The sequence below is a fragment of the Planomicrobium sp. YIM 101495 genome (assembly GCF_009707665.1).
Taxonomy (GTDB): Bacteria; Bacillota; Bacilli; order Bacillales_A; family Planococcaceae; genus Planococcus.
Genome location: NZ_WLZW01000001.1, coordinates 464630 through 487619, shown reverse-complemented (window position 1 = coordinate 487619; position 22990 = coordinate 464630). Strand labels below are relative to the sequence as shown.

The following is a 22990-nucleotide window of genomic DNA, read 5'->3' as shown; positions in this document are numbered from 1 at the left end:
GTAAAAGTAAGGAGTGAATCCAATGAACATGGATTTTAATCTATTGATGAATGATATGGTCGTCCAAGCTCGTCAAGAACTTGTCACAGGCGGCTACGAGCAATTGCAGAACGGCGAAGAAGTGGTCGAGGCATTCAAACAGCCTGGAACAGCACTCGTCATGATCAACTCAGTATGTGGTTGTGCAGGCGGCATCGCACGCCCAGCAGCGCTTCATGCAGTACATTACGACAAACGTCCGAACCGCCTATTGACGGTATTTGCAGGACAGGACAAAGAAGCGACAGCGCAAGCTCGTCATTTGTTCGGGGAAGATCACCTTCCTTCTTCACCATCATTCGTCTTGATCAAAGACGGTGAAATGGTCGGCGAAATTGGCCGTCACGAGATCGAAGGACACGATCCGATGTCTGTCATCACGCATATCCAATCGCTGTTTGAAGAGCATTGTGAAGAAATCTGATTTAAGTGCCCCTTTCATTAGGGGCATTTTTTTGGTTTGGGGGAATGGATTTGAAGTTAAAACGTTTTTCCATCGGTTACCGCACGTTGAAGACGGCAGTCGGTGTACCGATCGCGATTTTCCTGGCCCAATGGATCGGACTCGATTACTACGTCTCGGCAGGGATTTTGACGATTCTCTGTATCCAGCCGACGAAAAGGAAGTCTGTCCGTGCCGCATTTTCACGGCTGATCGCATCCTTGATCGCAATTGGTTATGCACTCGTTTTCTTCGAAGGTATCAGCTATCATCCGCTCGTGCTCGGTATCTTAATCTTACTTTTCATTCCGGTGCTCGTGTCACTGCGGTTCTCGGATGGCTTCGTGTCGAGTTCGGTCATCCTGCTTCATTTGTATGACGCCAAGCATTTGACGCTCGACTTGTTCACGAATGAACTGATGCTGATGGGCATTGGCTTCGGAACAGCGCTTGCCGTCAATATGTACATGCCGAGTATTGAACGGAAGCTGGATTTTTACCGTGAGGAAATCGAGCGGCTGTACGCCAAGATTTTCAGCGAAGTGACCGTCTACTTGCGTGAAGGGGAATCGGATTGGAGCGGCAAGGAATTGACCGAATCGGCGACTGTCCTCGATAAAGCGAAAGCACTCGCTTATCAAGACGTCGAAAACCACCTGACGCGCCACGAAAACAAGTACTACCATTATTTCGAGATGCGTGAAAAGCAGTTCGAAATCATCGAGCGCATCTTGCCGAAAATAACGGCGTTGCCGGTCATTGTCGGACAGTCGGGCATCGTCGCAGATTTCCTAGAAGACCTCGGGAGTAACGTCCATTCAGGCAATACGGCGCACCGTTACCTCGATAAACTAGATACCGTAAAAGAAATGTTCGCCAACATGCCGCTGCCGGATACGCAGGAGAAATTCCAGGCGATGGCAGCACTTTACGAAGTGATCCAGGAGATGGAGCGGTACCTCGAGATCAAGCGAGGATACAAAGCATTCGAGTCAATTGAAAAAACAGGCCGAAGAAAGTTGTCAGCATCCTGACACCAATCTTGGCCCGTTTTTCTTTTGGATTATATGATAAAGCTGACGCCCATCAAAAGGCTTGAAAGCAACATCAATGCCACCATTGAATAGACAATGACTTTGCGGAACTTCTGGTTTCTCATCGGATGGAAAACTCCTTTACGTGTTATTACCTGCAAAAATTATACCATATTTGAAGAGGAATTTGAAGCGGAGCGCAGTCATTTTCCAAACATTCAGGTATGTGCTAGAGTTTTTTCGGGCGAATCTGTACAATGGAAGAGTAGGAACAAAAGATCAAACTAACGGAAGTACAAACAGGAGGAGGGCCTGACATGAAAAAAGTCGATCACATCGGCATCGCAGTACGTAATCTGGAAGAAATGCTGCCGTATTACACGGAAACTCTCGGCTGTCCACTGATGAAAATCGAACAAGTGGATTCTCAGAAAGTACGCGTCGCATTCATCGATGCAGGGAACATCAAGTTAGAACTCCTTGAACCGATAGACGAGACGAGCCCGATCGCGAAGTTCATCGAAAAACGCGGGGAAGGCATCCATCACGTGGCATTCGGTGTCGACAACATCGAGCAGCGGATGGAAGAACTTCGAAGTGCAGGCGTTCAGCTATTAAGTGACGCACCGAAACCGGGAGCAGGCGGCGCAATGGTCGCTTTCATGCATCCGAAGTCTTCGGGCGGCGTTCTTTATGAACTATGTGAGAAACAGTAAGCAAGAGGAGTGGGGAAATGGATATTTACGAACGCATTAACGAATTGTATGACCGCAAGACCGAAATCGAAATGGGTGGCGGTCAGGAACGGATCGACAAACAGCACGAAAAAGGCAAGCTGACAGCACGCGAGCGGATCGACCTCCTCGTGGACGAAGGTTCATTCGTCGAACTGAGTCCGTTCATGGAACACCGCACGACGGATTTCGGAATGGCAAAAGGACCAGGTGAAGGTGTCGTTACTGGGTACGGGAAAGTCAACGGACGCCCGATCTATCTGTTCTCCCAAGACTTCACTGTGTTCGGCGGCGCACTCGGTGAAATGCATGCGAAGAAAATCGCGAACGTCATGGATTTGGCTGCGAAGAACGGAGCACCTTTCATCGGATTGAACGATTCAGGCGGCGCACGTATTCAAGAAGGCGTTTTATCACTTGACGGCTACGGACATATTTTTTATCGGAACTCCATCTATTCAGGTGTAATTCCACAAATCTCTGTCATCATGGGACCTTCTGCAGGCGGTGCAGTTTACTCACCAGCAATCACGGACTTCGTCTTCATGGTCGATAAAACGAGCCAGATGTTCATCACGGGCCCGAAAGTCATCGAGACAGTGACAGGTGAGAAGATTTCTTCCGAGGATCTCGGAGGTTCAAAAGTACATACGCAAATCAGCGGCAACGCCCATTTCCGTTCTTCTTCAGAAGAGGAAGTGCTCGAGATGGTGCGCCAGTTCGTCGGCTATTTGCCACAGAACAACCGCGAAATGCCACCAATCAAGGAAACAGACGAGGAAGACGATTACCGTCCAGACCTTGCTGACGTCGTCCCGTTCGAAGCAATCCGTCCATATGATGTACGGAAAGTCGTTGAACAAGTAGTCGACACGGACTCCTTTATGGAAGTCCAACCAGAATTCGCTCGTAATATCGTCATCGGTCTTGCACGCATCAAAGGTGAGACGGTCGGACTTGTCTGTAACCAGCCGAAAGTAATGGCAGGCGGACTCGACATCGACTCGTCAGACAAAGCAGCTCGTTTCATCCGGTTCTGTGATTCCTTCAACATTCCGCTCATCACGTTCGAAGACGTAACAGGCTTCTTCCCGGGAATCAAACAAGAACACGGTGGCATCATCCGTCACGGCGCGAAGATCCTTTACGCTTATTCGGAAGCGACTGTACCGAAAATGACGGTCATCTTGCGGAAGGCATATGGCGGTGCGTATGTTGCACTCAACTCGAAGTCGATCGGTGCCGATCTTGTGTATTCGTGGCCGAACGCGGAAATCGCCGTGATGGGGCCGAACGGCGCAGCGAACATCATTTTCGCACGCGAAATCGCTACAAGTGACAATCCGGAAGCGACGCGCGCAGCGAAAATCGAGGAATACCGAGAGAAATTCGCAAACCCATACGTGGCAGCATCGCGCGGCATGGTTGATGACGTCATCGATCCACGGGAAACACGCATCAAACTGATCCAAGCACTTGAAATGATGCGCAACAAAAAAGACGAACGTCCAGCGAAAAAACACGGCAACATGCCGCTATAAGGCGGTGTAGAAATCCGCACCGTTCCTAGCAATTTCGTCTATACAGAATGGGAGGCTGACGAAATGAACAAAGAGAGATTACTCGCAGAATTTATGGAATTGGTCCAAATCGATTCCGAAACGAAACACGAAGGCCCAATCGCTGAAGTGTTGAAAGAAAAAATGGAAGCACTCGGCTTTTACGTCGCACAGGACGGTTCTTCCGTTCGTAGCGGCCACGGCGCTGACAATCTCGTCGCAACATTGCGCGGGGCGGCATCCGGCGTGGAACCGATCTATTTCACGTGCCACATGGACACCGTCGTTCCGGGCAAGGGCATCAAACCGGTCGTCCGTGACGGCTATGTCTATTCGGAAGGTGAGACCATCCTCGGAGCAGATGACAAAGCGGGCATTGCCGCTCTGTTCGAAATGATCCGGTCGATCCAAGAGCAGCAGATCGAACACGGCGACATCCAATTCGTCATCACAGCTGGTGAAGAAAGTGGACTTGTCGGCGCGAAAGAACTCGACTCGTCACTTCTACTTGCTAAATACGGCTACGCAGTCGACAGCGACGGACAAGTAGGCGGTATCGTTACAGCTGCCCCTTACCAAGCGAAGCTGTGGACGACTGTATATGGCAAGACAGCACATGCCGGCGTCGCACCGGAAAAAGGCATCTCCGCCATCTCTTTGGCAGCGAAAGCCATTTCCAAAATGACGCTTGGCCGTATCGACGAAGAAACGACTGCCAACATCGGCCGTTTCGAAGGGGGCAGCGCAACGAACATCGTAGCGGACGAAGTGCACATCCTATCGGAAGCACGCTCGATCCGTGAAGACAAGCTCGCTGCACAAACAGCCCACATGGAATCCGTATTCGAAGAAGTCGCAGAACAGTTCGGCGGCAAGGCGAAGACGGAAGTCAAGCTCATGTACCCAGGCTTTCACTTTGACGAAACTGCCGAAGTCGTCCAAATTGCCCAGCGCGCAGCCGAAGCCATCGGTCGTCCTGCACCGCTCCTTACTAGCGGCGGGGGCAGCGATGCCAACATCATCAACGGATTCGGTATCCCGACGGTCAATCTTTGTGTCGGTTACGAAGAAATCCATACGAAAAACGAACGCATGCCAATCGAAGAACTCGAAAAGTTGGCAGAACTACTCATCGAAATCGTCAAGCAATCAGCGGGAGTTGTACGCTGAAACTACATGAGCGGAACACCAATGGAATGTCATTGATGTTCCGCTTTTTCTTTCTGCAAGAAGCTATGCCGACCAATTCAGTTCGATCTTTTACAGAAATGAGGCGAAGGAAATGATTCATCATATGGGCTTGTACGGTGAATATTTCAAACCAATCAAAGATGGGAAGAAGAAAATCGAGGTACGATTGAACGATGAAAAGCGAAGGGGCATAAAAGCAGGTGATACCATTGTGTTCACAAAGGTTCCGGAACAAGATGAAACGTTGGAGGTGGAAGTGACAGACCTGAAAACGTATCCGACCTTTCAAGAAATGTACGTGGACATTCCTTCGGAAGACTTCGATTGCGAAGGATGGACAATATCAGAAATGGTGAACGGAACGTATGAGATCTACACGCCCGAGCAAGAGAAAGCGTGGGGCACTTTAGCAATCAAGATGAAGGTGTGAGATGATGAGGGTTTTCGGAGAAGAATTGGAAAATACACACTATCAAAGGAGAAAAGGAGTTTACGCAGTCATTTTCACTCCTGAAAAAGATGAAGTCTTGACGGTTAGAAATAGAAAGGGCGATCATTTTCTTCCCGGCGGTGGAGTTGAAAATGGTGAAAATCACCTAGAATGTCTTGAGCGAGAGTTGCTCGAAGAAACGGGTTATCATGCGCAGGTTGGTCCTTATATAGGAAATGCCCTTCAATATTTACATTCGACTAAAGGAGAGCCTTTGCTCAGTGATGGCCACTTTTACTCGGCGAATCTGCTTCATAAAATGCAAGCGCCAATAGATGAAGACCACTACATCGAATGGCTTCGAATTGATCGTGCAAATGAGCTTCTCATTCGCGAACAGCATCGGTGGGCGGTCAAAGAAGGACTGAATAGATGAACTTGATCCAAGGAACATGAAGCGGAATAGTTTTTTAAAAACGAGGTGACTAAAGATGATAAAGTACCCATTCTTAGAAAAAGAGGCAACGATAGGCGTAACCGCGCCATCATCTGGTGTGCCGAATGAATTGCATGGATTATTGCACGATGTATTTCAACGCATGGAAAAGAAAGGCTTTAGCGTGGTGAGTGGGGAAACTGCTTGGACACAAGATAAGGCAAGATCAGCTCCTGCAAAAGAGCGTGCTGAGGAATTTAATCGTATGATGACTGACCCGAACATACAGCTGGTCATCCCGCCATGGGGTGGAGAACTCTTAATTGAAATGCTCGAACACATTGACTTTGAAGCATTACAGAACAAGTGGGTGTTAGGGTATTCTGATATCAGTATGCTGCTACTTGCCATCACGTTGAAAACGGGTATTGCTACTGCCCATGGAACGAATTTAGTCGATCTTAGAGGGGAGTATTCTGATGACACGACAGCAATGTGGCAGTCGGTTCTCTCGACAGAAACAGGCGGATCCATCCGCCAATATTCTTCAGAAAAATATCAGAAGGAATGGAATTTCGATAAACCGAGTCCGATGGTTTTCAATCTGACAGAACAAACCTACTGGAAATCCACGGAACAAGAAAAAGTGACGATGCAGGGGCGCTTGCTTGGCGGCTGCATAGACACCATCCGACATTTGATCGGTACACCCTATGGCAATCTGCAAAACTTCAAAACGAATTACATTAAAGAGGACCCGATCATTTGGTATCTCGAAAATTGTGAGTTAACCACTACTGATTTACGCAGGACACTTGTACAAATGAAATTCGCCGGCTGGTTCGACAATTGTGCGGGCATCATGTTCGGGAGAAGTCCGGCGAATACACCCGTTTCAAACTATACGGATGAAGATGTCTATAAAGAACTTTCAACCGAACTTCAAGTTCCAATCTTGTACGATATTGATTGTGGCCATGTCCCGCCACAGATTACGTTCATCAATGGAGCATATGCACACATTGAATCTGCAAACGGCAAAGGCACTGTATTACAAACATTCAACTGAAACAGATTGAAATGTACATCATGAAACTTGATGTGCATTTTTTTATGGATCTCGCAGATTGGACTAATTTTACCGATTAATACGATAATGTATAAGAGTTAGAACCAAGGGACCTACTCCATGTCCGAACCCGCAAGCAATTTCCTATGCGAAGCCCAATACACTTCTCCACACTCACCATCAAAACCCCAGCGGCCTACGCAGTCAGCCGCCGAACTAACATGAAACCCCAACATCAAAAAGAAAAACCACCTGCAACAACACCCCAACTTAACCTACTCTCCAGCGAAGTGGCTGGCCTGGACATGGCGGAGGGGTAAGATGAGCGGTTCTCAGCTCAGCTTATCCTGGGAGCCATGTCCTTAAGGCACAAGCGATATTCCACGCGATACTCGCTCTCTTATCAACTCACCATCAAAACCCCAGCGGCCTACGCAGTCAGCCGCCAAGCAAATATGAAACACCAAAATCAAAAAGAAGCACTTAGCTGTCACCACGCCGCCATTTCACCTACACCCCAGCGAAGGGGCTGGCTTGGACTGGGCGTAGGAAGAAGACGAGCGTCCCTCAAGCTTGGCTTCTTCCGGGAGCCCAGTCCGTAAGCCCCGAGCGGCAATCCCACGCAATGCCCCATCTCACTTTCCACACAACACCTAATCACATCCCAGACCACGCCCATTTATGCTAAAATAAAAGAAAACGAAAGTAGATGAACCGGCATGGCGGGGCGCGTGATATTCCACATTGATATGAACTCTTTCTATGCATCCGTTGAACAATCCCATAACCCGGAACTTAAAGGCAAACCCATTGCCATCGCAGGCAACCCGAAAGAAAGACGCGGCATCATCGTCACATGCTCGTACGAAGCACGCGCACGCGGCATTTACACCACGATGCAAGTGCACGAAGCCAAACGGAAATATCCCGAGCTGCTTCTTTTGCCGCCGAACTTCGAACGCTACCGGGAAGCATCCAAAGCCATCTTCGCAATTCTCCGGACATACACCGACCTCGTCGAACCCGTCTCCATCGATGAAGGCTATCTCGACGTCACGGAACTCGCAGAAGACAGTCATCCGCTGACAATCGCGGAAGATATCCAGCAGCGCATCTTATCCGAACTGGACTTGCCATGTTCGATCGGCATCGCACCGAATAAATTCCTCGCCAAAACGGCGTCCGATATGAAAAAACCGATGGGCATCACAGTCTTGCGCAAACGGGACATTCAAAAGATGCTGTGGCCGCTCCCGACGATCGACATGCATGGCATCGGGGAAAGTACCGCGAAGAAGCTCGCCCAGCTCTCGATCCAGACCATCGGCGATCTGGCGGTGGCGAACGCGGACTTCGTCAAAGGCAACATGGGGAAGAACGGCGTGCGTTTACAAGCGCGGGCGAACGGAGAAGACAATCGGGCAGTCGATCCTGATTCCATTTATGATACGAAGTCGGTCGGAAACTCGACGACGCTCCCGATCGACGAGACAGACGAAGTCCAGCTCAAGGCGATTTTTGGAAAGCTGAGCGGTAAAGTCGCAGACCGGCTGGAAGCGAAGGAACTCGCGGGACCGACAATCAGCATCCAGACACGCAGCAACAAGTGGCAAAACCGGACGCGTAGTTTGACACTCAATCATACGATTTATAAGAAAGAAGATATTTTCAGCCAAGCTTGGAAACTGTTCGAAGCGCATTGGAACGGCGAGCCACTCCGGTTGGTCGGCGTGACGGTTTCGAACGTCGAAGACAAAGGCGTAGCGACTGAGCAACTCTCGATCTTCGATTATGAAAAGCATGCGAAAGACGAACCAATTTTGGAAGTGATGGCATCCCTTGAAGCGAAGTTCGGGAAAAGCGTACTGTCCAAAGGCGCGGCCGTCCGGAAAAAATCATATGAAGCGAAAACGAGTTTCAGTAAAGACTTCTTAGACGATCACGATCACCGGGGAAAGTAGGGACTTTATGCAGTTATTATTTTTAGGGACAGGGGCAGGCATGCCGTCGAAGGCACGCAACACAAGTGCACTTGCGCTGAAATTATTAGAAGAACGCGGAGCAGTATGGCTATTTGATTGCGGAGAAGCGACACAGCACCAGATTCTCTACACGACGTTGAAGCCGCGGAAAGTGGAGAAGATCTTCATCACGCATATGCACGGAGACCACATTTTCGGCTTGCCGGGCTTCCTCAGCTCGCGGTCGTTCCAAGGCGGCGATGAACCGCTCTCCATCTACGGACCACCGGGCATCAAGGAATTCGTCGAAATGAACTTGCGGCTCAGCAAAACCCGTTTGACGTACGACATCCATTTCCATGAAAACAAGGAAGGCGTCGTCTTCGAAGATGAAGGAATGATTGTGGAAGCAGCGGAACTCGCGCATGTGATTCCTTCGCTCGGCTACCGCATCACACAAAAGCCGCTGCCACCGAAGTTGCTGATGGAGAAGGCGACGGCACTTGGAGTGCCGAAAGGCCCGCTCCTTGCCGAGTTGAAAAAAGGGCTGGACATCACGCTTCAGGACGGGAAAGTTATTAGAAGTGAAGACGTGACAGAGCCTGGTGACCAAGGATTTGTCGTCGCGATACTTGGAGATACACGCTATACGCACGCGTCCGTTACGTTGAGTATAAATGCAGATGCCATCGTCCATGAAGCGACATTCGATGCGGGTACGCAGGAATTAGCGAAGGATTTCGGCCACTCGAGCATTCTCGATGCGGCAAAAGTTGCACAAGAAGCAGGAGCGAAGCGGTTGTTCGCTAATCACATTTCCGCGCGCTTCTTGCCGGAAGATGCAGGCATGCTTGCCAAACAGGGAAGAGCGGTGCATCCGGATCTTGTTATCGTCCAAGATTTTGCGGAGTACAACTGGCAGCCGAAAACCCGCACATGGTTGAAGAATAAACAAGACTAAAAAGAAAACGGACTGCAGCACCCTTGAAATTAAGGGGCTGCAGTCCGCTTTTAGTTTGAACTCAAACCCATCCGCGTTCGTACGGAACAGGAGGAGTGATGCCTGCACCGAGCGCTTTTGCAGCACGGCGTGGCCAGTACGGATCACGCAGCAACTCGCGAGCCAAGAAGACGAGGTCTGCCCGGTCGTTTTGCAAAATTTCTTCTGCATGAAGTGGTTCCGTAATTAGTCCAACTGCACCAGTCGCAATCGGCGTTTCGTGTTTGATTGTTTCTGAGAACGACACTTGGTAACCAGGAAAGACAGAAATCTGTGCTGGTACGACTGCGCCTGAAGACACATCGATCAAGTCGACGCCTTGTGCTTTCATCCATTTCGTCATCTCGACGTAAGCGTCCGGCGTCATGCCGCCTACTGTATAATCGTTGGCAGAGATACGAACGAACAAAGGACCATCCCAGACGCTATTGATCGCGTCGAGTACTTCACGCAAGAAGCGGTAACGATTTTCTGCTGAACCGCCGTATTCGTCTTCGCGTTTATTTGTTAATGGAGATAAAAACTGATTGATCAAATAGCCGTGTGCTGCGTGTACTTCGATGACATCGAAGCCGGCAGCTTTCGCACGAACCGCTCCAGTTTTGAACGCTTCGACCGTTTCTGCAATGTCTTCCTTCGTCATTTCGACCGGCTCTTGGTAACGGTCACTGAAAGCAAGCGCACTTGGTGCATGGATGCTTTCTTCGAGCGCCGCTTTTCTTCCTGCGTGGGCAAGCTGGATGCCGGTCTTGGCACCGTTCCTTTTCATGAGGCGGACGATGTCTGCGAGTCCTTCCACCTGGCCATCTTCCCAAATGCCCAGGTCTCTCGATGAGATGCGTCCGCGCGGCTGGACAGCAGTCGCTTCGATGATGATCAAGCCGACGCCGCCAACAGCACGCGACGGATAATGAACACGGTGCCAGTCGGTGATGTGGCCATCTTCTTGATCGCTTTCGTACATGCACATCGGTGCCATGACGATGCGGTTTTTCAGTTCCAATCCTTTGATTGTCAGAGGTTCAAATAATTTTACCATAAACGCTAATTCCTCCTTGAATGCAGCTTACTCGAATTCTTTCCCCAGCTCTTTTGACCGGTTGGATGCAGCAGTGACGCATCCTGTGACGAGTTCACGGAAGCCGCCGGACTCCAGCACTTCGATTCCGGCAGCAGTCGTGCCGGAGGGGCTCGTCACGCGCTTCCGCAATAGCCCGAAATCTTCTTGCTGGATCATGTCGGCTGCGCCAGCGAACGTTTGCCGGACGAGCTTTTTCGCATCGTCTTCGGATAAACCATTTGCTTTGGCAGCATCGACCATCGCTTCGGCAAACAAGTAAAGATACGCCGGGCCACTGCCTGCAACGCCAGTCACTGCATCGAGCTGAGATTCCTCTACAACCGTAACATTCCCAATCGACGACAGCAAATTTCTCAGCGTGTGCTGCTGATTTGGTGTGACGCCTTTACTCCAGGCGACTCCTGTCGCGGATTTCCCGACTTGTGCCGAAGTGTTCGGCATCGCGCGCGCCACCGGCAGATCGCCGATGTGTTTTTGGATGGTCGCGATGGAAACACCAGCGACGACGGAGACGACAATTGTCTGCGGACCGATTTTCTTGCGGATGCCTTCAAGTGCGGAAGCGACGTCTTTTGGCTTCATTGCCAGCAAGACAAATTCCGCATGGCGCAGCTCTGTTCGCTGCTCACACAAAATACGTACACCATATTCATCTTTCAAAAATTCCAATCGTTCCATATCGGAGCGGTTCGTCACACCGATGTCTTCCGGTTTCAAGATCCGTTTATTAATCCAGCCGTGGATCATGGACTCCGCCATGGATCCCGCCCCTATACAAATCATTTTCATGCTAGCCACTTCCTTTTCCCTAAATAAAAAAGCGCATCCGTCCCTGAATATTCAAGGACGAAAACGCTCGTTTCCGCGGTACCACCTAAGTTTGCCAAAATGGCACGACTCGATTCCTTAACGCGGAAAAATGACGGCCGTGTTTTCACGGCAGCTCAAAAGCAGGTTCTGGATGGGAGCGGGGATGCGCGTTTCAGCGGCTGCGCACTCTCTTGACACCTTCACCATCCGTACTGGTCTTCATCGAAGCTCATATATGGTTTGAATTATAAGGAAAGGACCATCGTTTGTCAAACGCTTCTATACGTGACGGGGAGAAAAGAAAGAGGTAAAATAGATGAATAGCCATTCAGTTGCTGAAAGGGGATTTTTTAATGAGTATACATAAGATTATTATACCGACTGACTTCGCAGTTGGAGATGTCAACGCCTATTTATTAAAAGGGGATATGTTGACGCTGATCGATGCTGGACCGAAAACACCAGCGGCATGGGAAGCGCTTGAAAATGGATTGAAGGATGCGGGCGTTCGCACGCAAGATATCGAGCAAGTTGTCTTGACGCACCATCATCCGGATCATGCAGGATGGGTTGATGGCTTTGAGCAGGCAACATTGTACGGGCATCCTTACAATGATGTGTGGCTGCGCCGCGACGAAGCGTTCTTCGACTACCACGATGCGTTTTACATGGAGCGTTTGAAAGAGGAAGGTGTTCCAGAAGAGCTTTTGTTCTGGGTCCGCAAAATGAAGCGGCCACTCCAGCTGATGGGTAACCGCCCGCTTGATATGACAATTAATGAAGGAGACCAGTTGCCAGGACATCCAGACTGGCAAGTGATGGAAGCGCTCGGACATGCACAAAGTCACCTTGAATTCTGGAATGAAGAGAGTGGTGAGTTGATTGGCGGCGACAATGTCATCGCGCACATCTCATCCAATCCACTAATCGAGCCGCCGCTTAATCCGGATGAAGGACGGCCTAAGTCGCTGCTCCAATACAACGCGTCACTTGAGCGACTGCTTAAGCTACCGGTTAAGAAAATATACAGCGGACACGGGGAAGACGTTCACCATGTGCAGGAGTTGATCACCGAGCGGCTCTCGAAGCAGCACAAACGCGCAATGAAAGTGTTGGAAATGCTGCCAGAAGGCGCGGATGAAAAAACTGTCTTCGAGCTGACGAAAGAGTTGTTTCCTTATAAGTACAAATCAGAAACTGGTTTGACGCTGTCAGAGACAATCGGGCAAGTTGATTACTTATTAGAGGACGGTTTGATTATGGAGCGTCTTGGTGATGACGGCATCTTCTACTATAAAAAAGCGTGAAAAAAGGGCAAAAAGACTGGGGAAAAGCGCAGAAATGCGAACATATGTGTGGTATAATGGAGAAGTAACATAAGGTGGAAGTTCATAGGCGGGGCAGATCCCATTTCTCCTTTCCGGTACTTGCCCGGACGGGGAAGGAGGTGATGCGAATGACAGTTTTCCAAGCACTGACGCTGATGCTCAGCTTTTCAGGGCTGATGGTTTCGATCATCATGCTGTCCTATACTTTTACGAAAAAAAAGTAAACCGCCTGTGCCTCCCAGCATAAGGTGCGGTTTACTTCTGTACGGATATGCGATTCGCTATGAGCGATACTTTCATGTTACAGGCCGGTGGGTGTTCCAGCACCTGCCGGCTTTTTCATTTCTTCTTCTGCCATCATTATATCGATTTTCCGGTTAATTTGCAACGAAGTGCTATCCTTCTTGCGTCAGAAGTTGCATGCGTCGTTCAGCTGCTTATGCATACTAGAAAAGAAGGTGCGACTCTGACACTCGGATATTTAATTACATAAGGATTTTAGAAAAAGAACCATAAATAAGCAAACAAGAAGTTCCAAGGAGATCAAGAGACAGGGCAAGGAAGCTACATTCCGGGCCTTGTTTTTTTGATTCGTGAGAAAAAGTCGAAAAGAAATGTGTAGAATGTAATTAAATTCACTTGCATACATAAATATAACATGATATTATTTGTATATTCATTTCAAAACATGTATAAAAATTCACTTGGGAGGTTTTAAATATGAACAAAAAAGTCGTACTAGCATATTCAGGTGGTTTAGATACATCGGTGGCAATTCCATGGTTGAAGAGTGAGGGTTATGATGTCGTAGCAGTTTGCCTCGATATCGGGGAAGGCAAGGATCTGGACTTCATCAAGAACAAAGCACTTCAAGTCGGTGCGGTTGAGAGCTACATGATCGATGCGCGTGAAGAGTTCGCTGATGAATATGCACTTATTTCTATGCAGGCACATACATTATATGAAGGAAAGTACCCACTTGTATCAGCACTCTCTCGTCCGTTGATCTCGAAAAAGCTTGTCGAAATCGCTGTCGCAACTGGTTCTGACGCTGTGGCACATGGCTGTACAGGAAAAGGGAACGACCAAGTGCGTTTCGAAGTCTCGATCAAGTCACTCAATCCAGACCTGGCAGTGATTGCACCTGTACGTTCATGGGGCTGGTCACGTGACGAAGAGATCGCTTATGCAAAAGAGCATAATGTTCCGATTCCCGCGACACTTGATTCACCGTATTCAATTGATCAAAACTTGTGGGGCCGTGCGAACGAATGTGGCATCCTGGAAGATCCATGGGCTGCACCACCTGAAGAAGCGTACGACGTGACGAATGCACTTGAAAACACGCCTGATACTGCGGACATCATCGAAATCGATTTCGTCCAAGGGGTTCCTGTTTCGTTGAATGGCATTTCGTATAAATTCCATGAACTCATTCTTGAATTGAACGAAATTGCAGGCAAGCATGGCGTCGGCCGTATCGACCACGTCGAAAACCGTCTTGTCGGAATCAAATCACGTGAAATCTATGAAGCACCAGCTGCTATGACATTGATCGCAGCGCACAAAGAGCTTGAAGACATCACACTTGTAAAAGAAATGGCACACTTCAAGCCAGTCATCGAAAAACAACTGACGGAATTAATCTATGAAGGTCTATGGTTCTCACCACTTCGCCAAGCACTTCAGGCATTCCTGAAAGAAACACAAAAGTTCGTCAACGGAACGGTACGGGTGAAACTGTTCAAAGGACATGCAATCGTCGAAGGACGTAAATCACCGAACTCGCTCTACAACGAGCAATTGGCGACGTATTCGACGGATGATACATTCAACCACGCTTCAGCTGTCGGCTTCATCGAACTTTGGGGCCTTCCAACTGTCGTCAACGCGATGGTCAATAAGAAAGACGTCGATGTGACAGCGCAGGTGAAAGAGAAGGTGAAAGCATGACCAAATTATGGGGCGGCCGTTTCCAAAAGACGGCCGAACAATGGGTCGATGAATTCGGAGCATCCATTGCATTCGACCAAAAGCTTGTCATGGAAGACTTGGCGGGCAGTAAAGCACACGTGAAAATGCTCCAGGCATGCGACATCCTGTCGCAAGAAGATGCTGAGTTGATCTTGTCGGGCCTCGGGATACTTGAGCAAAAAGCGCAAGCAGGGAAACTTGCGTTTTCCGTTGCCAATGAAGACATCCATCTGAACTTGGAGAAATTCCTGATCGATGAGATCGGACCAGTCGGCGGCAAGCTGCACACAGCGAGAAGCCGGAATGATCAGGTCGCGACGGATATGCATTTGTATTTAAAGAACCGTGTCCAGGAAATTATTGCGGAAGTCCAAGTGTTCCAAGGAGCGATTGTCGAACAGGCGGAAACGCACGTCGAGACGATTGTTCCAGGATATACGCACTTGCAGCGTGCGCAGCCGATTTCTTTCGGTCACCACCTCATGACGTACTTCTGGATGCTTGAGCGCGACAAGGAGCGTTTGACGGAATCGTTGAAACGGATTGATATGTCCCCGCTCGGAGCGGGTGCAATGTCCGGGACAACTTTCCCGATCGACCGTGAATTATCTGCGGAGTTGCTCGGCTTTTCAGACGTTTACGCCAACAGCTTGGACGCAGTGAGCGACCGTGATTTCATCCTGGAATTCCTCAGCAATGCATCGGTGCTGATGATGCACCTTTCCCGCTTTGCGGAAGAGATCATTCTGTGGTCGAGTGAGGAATTCCGTTTCATTGAACTTGATGATACGTTCTCGACTGGCTCGAGCATCATGCCGCAAAAGAAAAATCCGGATATGGCAGAACTGATCCGCGGGAAGACCGGCCGCGTCTACGGCAACTTGTTTTCACTGTTGACGACGCTCAAAGGCTTGCCACTTGCTTATAACAAGGACATGCAGGAAGACAAGGAAGGCATGTTCGATACGGTGCATACATTGATGGGCGCATTGCCGATTTTCGAAGGCATGGTCCGCACGATGACCGTTCGTACGGATTCGATGGAAAAAGCGGTTCAGTCCGACTTCTCGAACGCCACGGAGCTTGCCGATTACTTAGCAGCAAAAGGAATGCCGTTCCGTGAAGCTCACGACGTGACAGGGAAGCTCGTGTTCCTTTGCATCCAGCGCGGCTATTATTTGAAAGACTTGCCGCTTGCGGATCTGCAAGAAGTAAGTGAATTGATCGAAGCGGACATCTACAAGACGCTTCTTCCGAAAACGGCTGTCGAGCGCCGGAATTCGCTTGGTGGCACCGGTTTTGAACAAGTCAAAAAACAATTGGAACAAGCCAAATATTTGCTTGGGCAAACTGTTCAATCTTGAGCCGGTCCACATACCGGAACCGTCCTCCATCCCCCCGGAGGACGGTTTTTTTGTGCTTTTGTTTCATTAACGAAAAAAGTGGTTATTGATTAAGAACAAATGTTCTTATATGATGAAGGAAGGAGGTGGTTGGATGTATGAGCATGCCGGAGAACGTCCGATCATCTGTCTCGATATGCGCAGCTTCTATGCGAGCTGTGCGGCACTTGAACATGGATTGGATCCACTGACCGCCTGCATCGCGGTGATTGGGAACCAAGACCGGAGAGGGAGTGTCGTGCTCGCGGCTTCCCCGACGCTAAAACGGCAATTCGGCGTGAAGACAGGCACACGGCTGTTCGAGATCCCGGACGATCCACGTATTTTGAAAATCGAACCACGCATGGGTTTTTTTCTGGAGGTCTCGATGGAAATCACGCGGCTTTTAACCCGTTACGTGCCGCACGAAGCGATTCACGTTTATAGTGTCGATGAAAGTTTTGTAGATTTGAGCGGTACCGAACATTTATGGGGCAGCGTGGAAGAAGCGGTCGTCAGTATTCGGGACGACATCATCCAGCAATTTTCGCTGCCTTCAGCGATCGGAGCCGGCCCGAATATGCTGATGGCGAAGTTGGCGCTCGATTTGGAGGCGAAGAAAGAGGGCTTTGCCCACTGGACATACGCGGATGTGCCGCAGAAGCTGTGGCCGGTGACACCACTCAGCAAGATGTGGGGAATCGGCGGGCGCATGGAACGGACAATGAATGGCATGGGCTTGTTTGCCGTTGGGGATATCGCGAAAGCCGAGCTGACAGAACTGGAGGCGGTCTTCGGCATTCTCGGCAACCAGCTTTATCACCATGCATGGGGTATCGATCTTTCGGAACTCGGCGCGCCGTTATTGGAAGGACAGACAAGCTACGGCAAAGGGCAGATCCTGTACCGTGATTACGTCACAGTGGAAGAGATTCTGGTCGTCCTGCTCGAAATGACAGAAGACGTGGCGAAACGGGCACGGACTGCAGGGCGAGCGGGCCGGACGATCTCATTGTCGGTCGGTTACAGTAAGCATGCGTTCGGCGGGGGCTTCCATCGCTCGCGGTCACTCGATGAAGCGACGAACGAGACGATGAAAATCTATGAAGTATGCAAGGAACTGCTCGCGAAGTTCCACGACGGGCGGCCGGTGCGTAAGTTGTCGCTGACAGTCGCGAACTTAGAAGATGAAACGTCGATGCAGCTCAGCTTGTTCGAGCGGCGCAAGTGGGAAAAGCGGAAGCTCGGCGGTGCAGTCGATGCGCTACGAGATAAATACGGATCCACTGCAGTACTCCGGGCAGCATCCTACACCGCGGCCGGCACAGCGAGGGAGCGGGCGAAGTTGATCGGGGGGCATCTCGACGGGCGAGCGGAGGCGAAGGACTGATGTTTTCATCTCCGACACTTCCATACGTTGTCATAAAACCTTCACAACAAAATAGGGGAATCACGGGGCTGAATTTGATAAGATGGGAGAAGTAGAGATAGGAGTGAATCAATTGGGCTCGGATATCAACTTATTCCTTGCGTTCGGTGCAGGGTTTCTCAGCTTTATATCCCCGTGTACATTGCCGCTATATCCGGCGTTCCTGTCGTATATCACTGGCATGTCGATAGATGAGATCAAATCGGATCGCAAAGTCATGCAGCGTAGAGGAATGTTCCATACATTATTCTTCCTGCTCGGATTCTCGACGATTTTCATCGCACTCGGATTCAGTACATCATTTTTCTACGAATTCTTCCTGCAATATGAGGAATTGATTCGTCAAATTGGTGCCATCTTCATCGTTCTATTCGGACTGATGATCACAGGTGTGTTCCAACCGAAATTCTTGATGCGCGACCGGAAAGTGTCGTTCAAGAACCGGCCATCTGGATTTGCCGGCACGTTCCTGATCGGCTTCGCTTTCGCAGCGGGCTGGACACCATGTACGGGACCAATCATCGGCGCCATTTATGCGCTTGCTGCGACGAACCCGGGATCCGGTGTTTGGTACATGCTCGCTTACGTATTCGGCTTTGCAATTCCATTCTTCATCTTGTCGTTTTTCGTGACACGCCTCGGCTGGTTGCGCAAGAATAGCCAGAAAATCATGAACCTTGGTGGCTATATCATGATCGGTGTCGGTGTTTTGTTGTTCTTCGACGGACTGACATACATCATCCGTATCTTGACGCCGTTCTTCGGTGGCTTCCAAGGGTTCTAACAGAAAAAGCAGGTGGGCATGATGAGGAAAATCGATTCATTGGCGGACTTTCATCAGTTGAAGAAAGAGGAAGCATCATTCCTTCTTTTCATCAAGACCGATGGCTGTTCCGTATGTGACGGCTTGCTGCCGCAAGTCGAAGAGCTGGAGAAAGAAGACAGCCTGCCGTTTTACATGGCGAATGCCAGCCAGCTGCGGGAATTGGCAGGGGAGCTGCTGCTGTTTTCGGCTCCTGTCGTCCTTCTTTTCGCTTTCGGACGCGAATACGCACGTTTTGCGCGTTTCGTGCCGATGGGGGAATTGACCGCGAAAATTACTGCATTGGAGGCGGAACTGGATGTTTGAAGCGATTCCACCGGTGCTGCTGTTGGTCGTCTCGACGGTCGGTGCAGCGGCGATGGGCATATTGATGATTTTCGTACGGTCCCGTTCGGCTAAGAAACCGGCTTCCATCAAGAAAATCATCTTGCCGCCGCTGTTCATGTCAACAGGAGCATTGATGTTCATTTTCCCTTTCTTCCGTGTCGCACCACTTCAAATTCTCGAAGCGCTCGGAGTCGGAATCATCTTCTCGACGGTTTTGATCTGGACCTCGAAATTTGAAGTCCGGGAAGGACGCATTTATTTGAAGCAATCGAAAGCATTCATTTTCATTCTGATCGGGTTGTTGGCCCTTCGTGTCGCGATGAAGTTCTTCCTGAGCGCGACAATCGATGTTGGCGAGCTTGGCGGCATGTTCTGGATCCTCGCATTTGGCATGATTGTCCCGTGGAGACTTGCGATGCTATGGCAATATAAACGACTAAAAGAAAAAATAGAAAGCGCCGTTCCTGCATAAGGAAAGGCGCTTTCTTCTTTTTTAACGGACCGATTTCTCGAAATATTGCTCATACGGAATTACGTCGATCTCCATCTCATCAAGCTTTTTGCGGAGGAATTTATGATCGCGCTTCGGCGTTGCAAGAATGTAGCCGCGGATGATGTGATCCATATCGAGCCTCTTTGCCTTTTCCTCGAGCAGGACTTGTCCGATGCGGCCAGCAATTTTCTGCTTTGCCACCGGACGGAACAGCTCTGGCACCGGCTGTGTCAGCTCGTTCAGTAATGCCTTGTCTTCGTCTTTCCATAGATGAATGGTTTTATCTACGTAATACTCTTCCCAGTTCAAGTCGGACAATCCGTCTTTCTTCGGCAAGGACTTCAAGAATTTGCGGAACATGAAGTAGCCCCCGATCGCGAAAGAACCGATCAGCACTGCTCCCCAAAATAAGATAAACCATAAGAACCAACCATCAAGCATTGCTCTGTCACCTCGTTCAGTAATATCTCCATTATAGAAGGGTTTTTGAAATAATTCATCCAAAACGTATCTTTTTTTCGATCCGGCTCCTATATAGCGGTTGAAAGGAGGTGATCACGATGGCGAGAAGTGAATTCAAAGCAGCAAGCATCCGCTGTACATTCGATAACGGCCTCGACGATGCAGGCAAAATGAAGAAGAAAGTGAAGTCGTACCATAACGTCACGGAAGCAGCACAGCCGACAGAGATTTATAACGCAGTCCAAGTACTGACAGAGCTTGGGACGAAGCCGCTGTTGTTCCTAGAGAAGCAGAGCGGATTGAGCATTTTCCAATAATCGAAAGGGGGAATAAGGAATGGCAAAAACGTTGGAATTGATTTTTCAGACATCTGCAGGGAAGGATGTCACATTGACGGTGGAGGATCCGCGTGAAGATGTGACGGAAGCGGAACTTGCAGCTGGCATGGCAGCTGTCATTGCACAAGGGATCTTTGAAGTGGAAGGATCCTTGCTTGCGACCGCAAAAGCGGCACGTGTCATCGACCGGACTGTCGTCGATTACGCGATTTAATACGAAATCAGAAGGAGCTCTCCGCTTGGAGGGCTCCTTCTTTGAAGGAACGGAGGGAGCGGGATGGAGGAATGGATGCGTTGGATCCAGGAGCTCGGGTTTCCGATATTCGTGTCATTTTACTTGATGCACCGGGTCGAAACGAAGCTCGTAGCGATTCACGAAGCATTGCTTGCCTGGAAGCCTTGATTTTCACAAAATCGTGACAAACAAACGATTAGATGCCTTGCCCGGCACCTGCCAGTCAGCTAAGATTAAGGCAATAGGTGGCGGAGGCGAGGATATGCGTTATTTGAAATGGTGTATACCGGCTGTGCTTTTGTTTTTACTTGCAGCGTGCGGAGAGCAGTCGATCGAGGAATTTTCACATGTCGATCAACGGGGAGAGCAAGTATCGCTTGACCAATTGAAAGGGACACCGTGGCTCGCGGCGTTCATCTTTACGAACTGTACAACAGTGTGTCCGCCGATGGTTTTCAACTTGGCGGAAATTCAGGATGAGTTAGTGGCGGATGGTATGGAAGATTACCGCATTGTGGCGTTCACGGTTGACCCGCAGGACGATACGCCGGAGAAGATGCAGGCGTATTTGGATAACTTCCCGATTCCTGATCAGTCGAAGTGGCACTTGCTGACAGGTTATGAGCAAGATGACATCCGGGACTGGGCAGCTGATAACTTCAAGATGTTCATCAAAGACGATCCGACGTCCGATCAAGTCATCCACGGCACGACATTCTACCTTGTCGACCGGGACGGCGTCGTCACGAAAAATTACGACGGCTATACGGATGTTCCGAAAGACATGATCCGGATCGATCTGGAGAAATTAGTGGAGCAATAAGAAAAAAAACCGGCTTACAGACCGGTTTTTTCTTGTTTCAACAAGTCGCGGATTTCCATGAGCAACTCTTCTTTCGTATCAAGCAATGCTGGTTCTTCCACTGGTTCTTCAGGTCTCTTGCGTTTAAATTTCGTAAGGATGCGGATGACCATGAAGATCGAGAACGCAATGATGAAGAAATCGATGATTGATTGAGCGAAAATACCATAGCGTAATTCCGCTCCGTTTAATGTATAAGTCCAATCTTCTACGCTGACGCCGCCGAGCAAGATCCCGACCGCTGGCATGATGATATCTTCCACCAAAGAAGAAACAATCTTACCGAATGCTGCACCGATGACGACAGCGACTGCCAAATCGAGCACATTCCCTTTCAAGGCGAATTTCTTAAAATCCTCCCACATACAATCACCACCTTTGATTCCATCATACTGTTTCTCAGCGGTTCATACTATAGGGAATTCAGTGATGAAAGCAATTTTTTTTCGGCTATGATACACTAGGAAAAAAGAGATCTAGGTGTGAAGGATGAAAAAGAAAATGAAAAAGCGGCGATTACGTGCCCGGTGGCTATTTTTACTGCTCCTTGCACCTGCACTGCTCGTAATAGCGACAACAGCGATGCTTGTCATTTATATCGTGAATGCAGATTCTCTCAAATCAGCAGTCAAGGATCTTCCTGACACATGGACGGAAGTGCAATTGCCGGAAGAAAATATCCCATTATATAAAGAAGCGGCGGAAATATACGGCATTCCGTGGCAGCTGCTTGCAGCACATCATCGAATTGAAACGAAATTCTCCACTATGGATCCATTGTTGTCGCCGGTAGGAGCGGAAGGGCACATGCAATTCATGCCCTGTACATTCGTCGGCTGGTCCCATCCCACTTGTTCCGACCTAGGGGCAGGAGAGATTCCGGAAGAAGACAAGACCGATCCGGACGTCATCGCACATTATGGTGGCTACGGAGTGGATGGGGACGGCGATGGTATCGCAGATCCGTATAATCTGGTGGATGCACTCCATAGCGCAGCTCATTATTTGTCGGATAATGGAGCGGCGGATGGTGACTTGGACGGAGCGATTTTTGAATATAACCGCTCCGAGAAATACGTCAAAGACATTCTTCATTATTACCATCTATATGAACAGGAATACGTTTCCGAATAACAAAACGGAAGAGCCGCCCGGCAGTCAGCAATTGACGTGCAGGACGGCTCTTTTCGAATCCAAAAAGATTGCCCCGGAAGTCATGTTTGATGACTTTCGGGGCAATCCGTATACCCTTTGTCTTAGCGGCGTTTGCCTTTGTTCATCGATCCCATGATCAAGCTGAGAACGAAGACGAAGATCAAAGCACCGATCAATGCTGGGATGATGGCAACGTCCCAAATGACAGGACCCATATCTCCGAGGATCAGTCCGCCGAGCCATGCACCGATGATCCCTGCAATGATATTACCGATAATGCCGCCTGGCACGTCTTTACCGAGGATCATACCAGCTAGCCAACCGATGATCCCACCCATGATTAAATAAAGAATAATACCCATGTGTAACACTCCTTTTGATTAGAATGATTGCTGT

General features: G+C 49.4%; 29 protein-coding genes. 23 read left to right on the top strand and 6 right to left on the bottom strand.

Going from position 1 to position 22990, the window contains the following annotated elements; translation table 11 throughout:
* Window positions 1-22: 22 nt before the first annotated feature.
* Entirely contained in the window at window positions 23-463 is a 441-nt protein-coding gene (locus GIW82_RS02510) for a BrxA/BrxB family bacilliredoxin (RefSeq protein WP_154748342.1), read from the top strand.
* Window positions 464-507: 44 nt separating this feature from the next.
* On the top strand, window positions 508-1515 hold the full coding sequence (locus GIW82_RS02505) for an aromatic acid exporter family protein (protein WP_154748341.1): 1008 nt from the start codon (window positions 508-510) through the stop codon (window positions 1513-1515).
* Between the two features lie 29 nt (window positions 1516-1544).
* Here the strand turns inward: GIW82_RS02505 and prli42 are convergent, their stop codons facing one another.
* Window positions 1545-1640 (bottom strand): stressosome-associated protein Prli42, encoded by a 96-nt coding sequence (gene prli42 / locus GIW82_RS02500; protein ID WP_154748340.1) that lies wholly within the window; start codon window positions 1638-1640, stop codon window positions 1545-1547.
* Between the two features lie 192 nt (window positions 1641-1832).
* Between prli42 and mce the strand changes: the two genes are divergently transcribed.
* From mce to rnz, 8 genes are all read left to right on the top strand, one after another.
* Window positions 1833-2231 (top strand): methylmalonyl-CoA epimerase, encoded by a 399-nt coding sequence (gene mce, locus GIW82_RS02495; protein ID WP_154748339.1) that lies wholly within the window; start codon window positions 1833-1835, stop codon window positions 2229-2231.
* A 17-nt stretch (window positions 2232-2248) separates the two neighbouring features.
* The gene (locus GIW82_RS02490; protein ID WP_154748338.1) at window positions 2249-3790 is read left to right on the top strand and encodes an acyl-CoA carboxylase subunit beta; all 1542 of its coding nucleotides are present in this window, start codon (window positions 2249-2251) and stop codon (window positions 3788-3790) included.
* 63 nt (window positions 3791-3853) lie between these two features.
* Window positions 3854-4978: a M20/M25/M40 family metallo-hydrolase gene (locus GIW82_RS02485; protein WP_154748337.1), complete on the top strand. Its 1125-nt coding sequence runs from the start codon at window positions 3854-3856 to the stop codon at window positions 4976-4978.
* 112 nt (window positions 4979-5090) lie between these two features.
* Window positions 5091-5429, top strand: a complete 339-nt coding sequence (locus GIW82_RS02480) for an ASCH domain-containing protein (RefSeq protein ID WP_154748336.1) — start codon at window positions 5091-5093, stop codon at window positions 5427-5429.
* A gap of 4 nt (window positions 5430-5433) precedes the next feature.
* Entirely contained in the window at window positions 5434-5865 is a 432-nt protein-coding gene (locus GIW82_RS02475) for an NUDIX domain-containing protein (protein WP_154748335.1), read from the top strand.
* A gap of 55 nt (window positions 5866-5920) precedes the next feature.
* On the top strand, window positions 5921-6934 hold the full coding sequence (locus GIW82_RS02470) for a S66 family peptidase (RefSeq protein WP_154748334.1): 1014 nt from the start codon (window positions 5921-5923) through the stop codon (window positions 6932-6934).
* 719 nt (window positions 6935-7653) lie between these two features.
* The gene (locus GIW82_RS02465) at window positions 7654-8895 is read left to right on the top strand and encodes a DNA polymerase IV (RefSeq protein WP_154748333.1); all 1242 of its coding nucleotides are present in this window, start codon (window positions 7654-7656) and stop codon (window positions 8893-8895) included.
* A gap of 7 nt (window positions 8896-8902) precedes the next feature.
* Window positions 8903-9856 carry a ribonuclease Z gene (gene rnz / locus GIW82_RS02460; RefSeq protein WP_154748332.1) on the top strand — a complete coding sequence of 318 codons (954 nt, stop codon included), beginning with the start codon at window positions 8903-8905 and terminating at the stop codon, window positions 9854-9856.
* A 61-nt stretch (window positions 9857-9917) separates the two neighbouring features.
* Here rnz and namA read toward each other — a convergent pair whose 3' ends face one another.
* Window positions 9918-10934 (bottom strand): NADPH dehydrogenase NamA, encoded by a 1017-nt coding sequence (namA, locus tag GIW82_RS02455; RefSeq protein WP_154748331.1) that lies wholly within the window; start codon window positions 10932-10934, stop codon window positions 9918-9920.
* 27 nt (window positions 10935-10961) lie between these two features.
* Window positions 10962-11765 carry a pyrroline-5-carboxylate reductase gene (gene proC / locus GIW82_RS02450; RefSeq protein WP_154748330.1) on the bottom strand — a complete coding sequence of 268 codons (804 nt, stop codon included), beginning with the start codon at window positions 11763-11765 and terminating at the stop codon, window positions 10962-10964.
* A 374-nt stretch (window positions 11766-12139) separates the two neighbouring features.
* Here proC and GIW82_RS02445 point away from each other — a divergent pair, with 374 nt between their 5' ends.
* The 8 genes from GIW82_RS02445 to GIW82_RS02415 all read left to right on the top strand — a co-directional run bounded on the left by GIW82_RS02445 (window position 12140) and on the right by GIW82_RS02415 (window position 19521).
* Window positions 12140-13093, top strand: coding sequence for an MBL fold metallo-hydrolase (locus tag GIW82_RS02445; RefSeq protein WP_154748329.1), 954 nt, complete (start codon window positions 12140-12142; stop codon window positions 13091-13093).
* A 149-nt stretch (window positions 13094-13242) separates the two neighbouring features.
* On the top strand, window positions 13243-13338 hold the full coding sequence (locus GIW82_RS14810; protein WP_230309145.1) for a putative holin-like toxin: 96 nt from the start codon (window positions 13243-13245) through the stop codon (window positions 13336-13338).
* A gap of 496 nt (window positions 13339-13834) precedes the next feature.
* Window positions 13835-15067, top strand: coding sequence for an argininosuccinate synthase (locus GIW82_RS02440; RefSeq protein ID WP_154748328.1), 1233 nt, complete (start codon window positions 13835-13837; stop codon window positions 15065-15067).
* Complete coding sequence (gene argH / locus GIW82_RS02435; protein WP_154748327.1) at window positions 15064-16452, top strand: argininosuccinate lyase; 1389 nt, start codon at window positions 15064-15066, stop codon at window positions 16450-16452. The genes GIW82_RS02440 and argH overlap by 4 nt, the downstream gene beginning before the upstream one ends.
* Window positions 16453-16585: 133 nt before the next feature.
* On the top strand, window positions 16586-17860 hold the full coding sequence (locus GIW82_RS02430; RefSeq protein ID WP_154748326.1) for a Y-family DNA polymerase: 1275 nt from the start codon (window positions 16586-16588) through the stop codon (window positions 17858-17860).
* Window positions 17861-17972: 112 nt separating this feature from the next.
* Window positions 17973-18683 (top strand): cytochrome c biogenesis CcdA family protein, encoded by a 711-nt coding sequence (locus tag GIW82_RS02425; protein ID WP_154749560.1) that lies wholly within the window; start codon window positions 17973-17975, stop codon window positions 18681-18683.
* Window positions 18684-18704: 21 nt separating this feature from the next.
* On the top strand, window positions 18705-19028 hold the full coding sequence (locus GIW82_RS02420; RefSeq protein ID WP_154748325.1) for a thioredoxin family protein: 324 nt from the start codon (window positions 18705-18707) through the stop codon (window positions 19026-19028).
* Window positions 19021-19521 (top strand): CcdC family protein, encoded by a 501-nt coding sequence (locus tag GIW82_RS02415; protein ID WP_154748324.1) that lies wholly within the window; start codon window positions 19021-19023, stop codon window positions 19519-19521. Before GIW82_RS02420 ends, GIW82_RS02415 begins: the two co-directional genes overlap by 8 nt.
* Before the next feature lie 21 nt (window positions 19522-19542).
* Here GIW82_RS02415 and GIW82_RS02410 read toward each other — a convergent pair whose 3' ends face one another.
* Window positions 19543-19983 (bottom strand): DUF2621 family protein, encoded by a 441-nt coding sequence (locus GIW82_RS02410; protein WP_154748323.1) that lies wholly within the window; start codon window positions 19981-19983, stop codon window positions 19543-19545.
* Window positions 19984-20102: 119 nt separating this feature from the next.
* Here GIW82_RS02410 and GIW82_RS02405 point away from each other — a divergent pair, with 119 nt between their 5' ends.
* The 4 genes from GIW82_RS02405 (at window position 20103) to GIW82_RS02390 (ending at window position 21400) form a co-directional block, all read left to right on the top strand.
* Complete coding sequence (locus GIW82_RS02405; protein ID WP_154748322.1) at window positions 20103-20321, top strand: DUF1659 domain-containing protein; 219 nt, start codon at window positions 20103-20105, stop codon at window positions 20319-20321.
* 19 nt (window positions 20322-20340) lie between these two features.
* Entirely contained in the window at window positions 20341-20556 is a 216-nt protein-coding gene (locus tag GIW82_RS02400; RefSeq protein WP_154748321.1) for a DUF2922 domain-containing protein, read from the top strand.
* Window positions 20557-20619: 63 nt separating this feature from the next.
* Window positions 20620-20745, top strand: coding sequence for a YvrJ family protein (locus GIW82_RS02395; protein ID WP_154748320.1), 126 nt, complete (start codon window positions 20620-20622; stop codon window positions 20743-20745).
* Between the two features lie 94 nt (window positions 20746-20839).
* Window positions 20840-21400, top strand: coding sequence for an SCO family protein (locus GIW82_RS02390; RefSeq protein WP_154748319.1), 561 nt, complete (start codon window positions 20840-20842; stop codon window positions 21398-21400).
* Window positions 21401-21414: 14 nt separating this feature from the next.
* Here the strand turns inward: GIW82_RS02390 and mscL are convergent, their stop codons facing one another.
* Window positions 21415-21804, bottom strand: a complete 390-nt coding sequence (mscL, locus tag GIW82_RS02385; RefSeq protein ID WP_154748318.1) for a large conductance mechanosensitive channel protein MscL — start codon at window positions 21802-21804, stop codon at window positions 21415-21417.
* A gap of 124 nt (window positions 21805-21928) precedes the next feature.
* Between mscL and GIW82_RS02380 the strand changes: the two genes are divergently transcribed.
* Complete coding sequence (locus GIW82_RS02380) at window positions 21929-22573, top strand: lytic transglycosylase domain-containing protein (protein WP_154748317.1); 645 nt, start codon at window positions 21929-21931, stop codon at window positions 22571-22573.
* Window positions 22574-22695: 122 nt separating this feature from the next.
* Here GIW82_RS02380 and GIW82_RS02375 read toward each other — a convergent pair whose 3' ends face one another.
* The gene (locus tag GIW82_RS02375) at window positions 22696-22956 is read right to left on the bottom strand and encodes a GlsB/YeaQ/YmgE family stress response membrane protein (RefSeq protein ID WP_154748316.1); all 261 of its coding nucleotides are present in this window, start codon (window positions 22954-22956) and stop codon (window positions 22696-22698) included.
* Window positions 22957-22990: the final 34 nt, after the last annotated feature.

Excerpts from the sequence above, each read along its gene's own strand:
- GIW82_RS02510 (WP_154748342.1), top strand. The coding sequence starts at position 23 with ATGAACATGGATTTTAATCTATTGATGAATGATATGGTCGTCCAAGCT.
- GIW82_RS02505 (WP_154748341.1), top strand. The coding sequence starts at position 508 with ATGGATTTGAAGTTAAAACGTTTTTCCATCGGTTACCGCACGTTGAAG.
- prli42 (WP_154748340.1), bottom strand. The coding sequence starts at position 1,640 with ATGAGAAACCAGAAGTTCCGCAAAGTCATTGTCTATTCAATGGTGGCA.
- mce (WP_154748339.1), top strand. The coding sequence starts at position 1,833 with ATGAAAAAAGTCGATCACATCGGCATCGCAGTACGTAATCTGGAAGAA.
- GIW82_RS02490 (WP_154748338.1), top strand. The coding sequence starts at position 2,249 with ATGGATATTTACGAACGCATTAACGAATTGTATGACCGCAAGACCGAA.
- GIW82_RS02485 (WP_154748337.1), top strand. The coding sequence starts at position 3,854 with ATGAACAAAGAGAGATTACTCGCAGAATTTATGGAATTGGTCCAAATC.
- GIW82_RS02480 (WP_154748336.1), top strand. The coding sequence starts at position 5,091 with ATGATTCATCATATGGGCTTGTACGGTGAATATTTCAAACCAATCAAA.
- GIW82_RS02475 (WP_154748335.1), top strand. The coding sequence starts at position 5,434 with ATGAGGGTTTTCGGAGAAGAATTGGAAAATACACACTATCAAAGGAGA.
- GIW82_RS02470 (WP_154748334.1), top strand. The coding sequence starts at position 5,921 with ATGATAAAGTACCCATTCTTAGAAAAAGAGGCAACGATAGGCGTAACC.
- GIW82_RS02465 (WP_154748333.1), top strand. The coding sequence starts at position 7,654 with ATGGCGGGGCGCGTGATATTCCACATTGATATGAACTCTTTCTATGCA.
- rnz (WP_154748332.1), top strand. The coding sequence starts at position 8,903 with ATGCAGTTATTATTTTTAGGGACAGGGGCAGGCATGCCGTCGAAGGCA.
- namA (WP_154748331.1), bottom strand. The coding sequence starts at position 10,934 with ATGGTAAAATTATTTGAACCTCTGACAATCAAAGGATTGGAACTGAAA.
- proC (WP_154748330.1), bottom strand. The coding sequence starts at position 11,765 with ATGAAAATGATTTGTATAGGGGCGGGATCCATGGCGGAGTCCATGATC.
- GIW82_RS02445 (WP_154748329.1), top strand. The coding sequence starts at position 12,140 with ATGAGTATACATAAGATTATTATACCGACTGACTTCGCAGTTGGAGAT.
- GIW82_RS14810 (WP_230309145.1), top strand. The coding sequence starts at position 13,243 with ATGACAGTTTTCCAAGCACTGACGCTGATGCTCAGCTTTTCAGGGCTG.
- GIW82_RS02440 (WP_154748328.1), top strand. The coding sequence starts at position 13,835 with ATGAACAAAAAAGTCGTACTAGCATATTCAGGTGGTTTAGATACATCG.
- argH (WP_154748327.1), top strand. The coding sequence starts at position 15,064 with ATGACCAAATTATGGGGCGGCCGTTTCCAAAAGACGGCCGAACAATGG.
- GIW82_RS02430 (WP_154748326.1), top strand. The coding sequence starts at position 16,586 with ATGTATGAGCATGCCGGAGAACGTCCGATCATCTGTCTCGATATGCGC.
- GIW82_RS02420 (WP_154748325.1), top strand. The coding sequence starts at position 18,705 with ATGAGGAAAATCGATTCATTGGCGGACTTTCATCAGTTGAAGAAAGAG.
- GIW82_RS02415 (WP_154748324.1), top strand. The coding sequence starts at position 19,021 with ATGTTTGAAGCGATTCCACCGGTGCTGCTGTTGGTCGTCTCGACGGTC.
- GIW82_RS02410 (WP_154748323.1), bottom strand. The coding sequence starts at position 19,983 with ATGCTTGATGGTTGGTTCTTATGGTTTATCTTATTTTGGGGAGCAGTG.
- GIW82_RS02405 (WP_154748322.1), top strand. The coding sequence starts at position 20,103 with ATGGCGAGAAGTGAATTCAAAGCAGCAAGCATCCGCTGTACATTCGAT.
- GIW82_RS02400 (WP_154748321.1), top strand. The coding sequence starts at position 20,341 with ATGGCAAAAACGTTGGAATTGATTTTTCAGACATCTGCAGGGAAGGAT.
- GIW82_RS02395 (WP_154748320.1), top strand. The coding sequence starts at position 20,620 with ATGGAGGAATGGATGCGTTGGATCCAGGAGCTCGGGTTTCCGATATTC.
- GIW82_RS02390 (WP_154748319.1), top strand. The coding sequence starts at position 20,840 with ATGCGTTATTTGAAATGGTGTATACCGGCTGTGCTTTTGTTTTTACTT.
- mscL (WP_154748318.1), bottom strand. The coding sequence starts at position 21,804 with ATGTGGGAGGATTTTAAGAAATTCGCCTTGAAAGGGAATGTGCTCGAT.
- GIW82_RS02380 (WP_154748317.1), top strand. The coding sequence starts at position 21,929 with ATGAAAAAGAAAATGAAAAAGCGGCGATTACGTGCCCGGTGGCTATTT.
- GIW82_RS02375 (WP_154748316.1), bottom strand. The coding sequence starts at position 22,956 with ATGGGTATTATTCTTTATTTAATCATGGGTGGGATCATCGGTTGGCTA.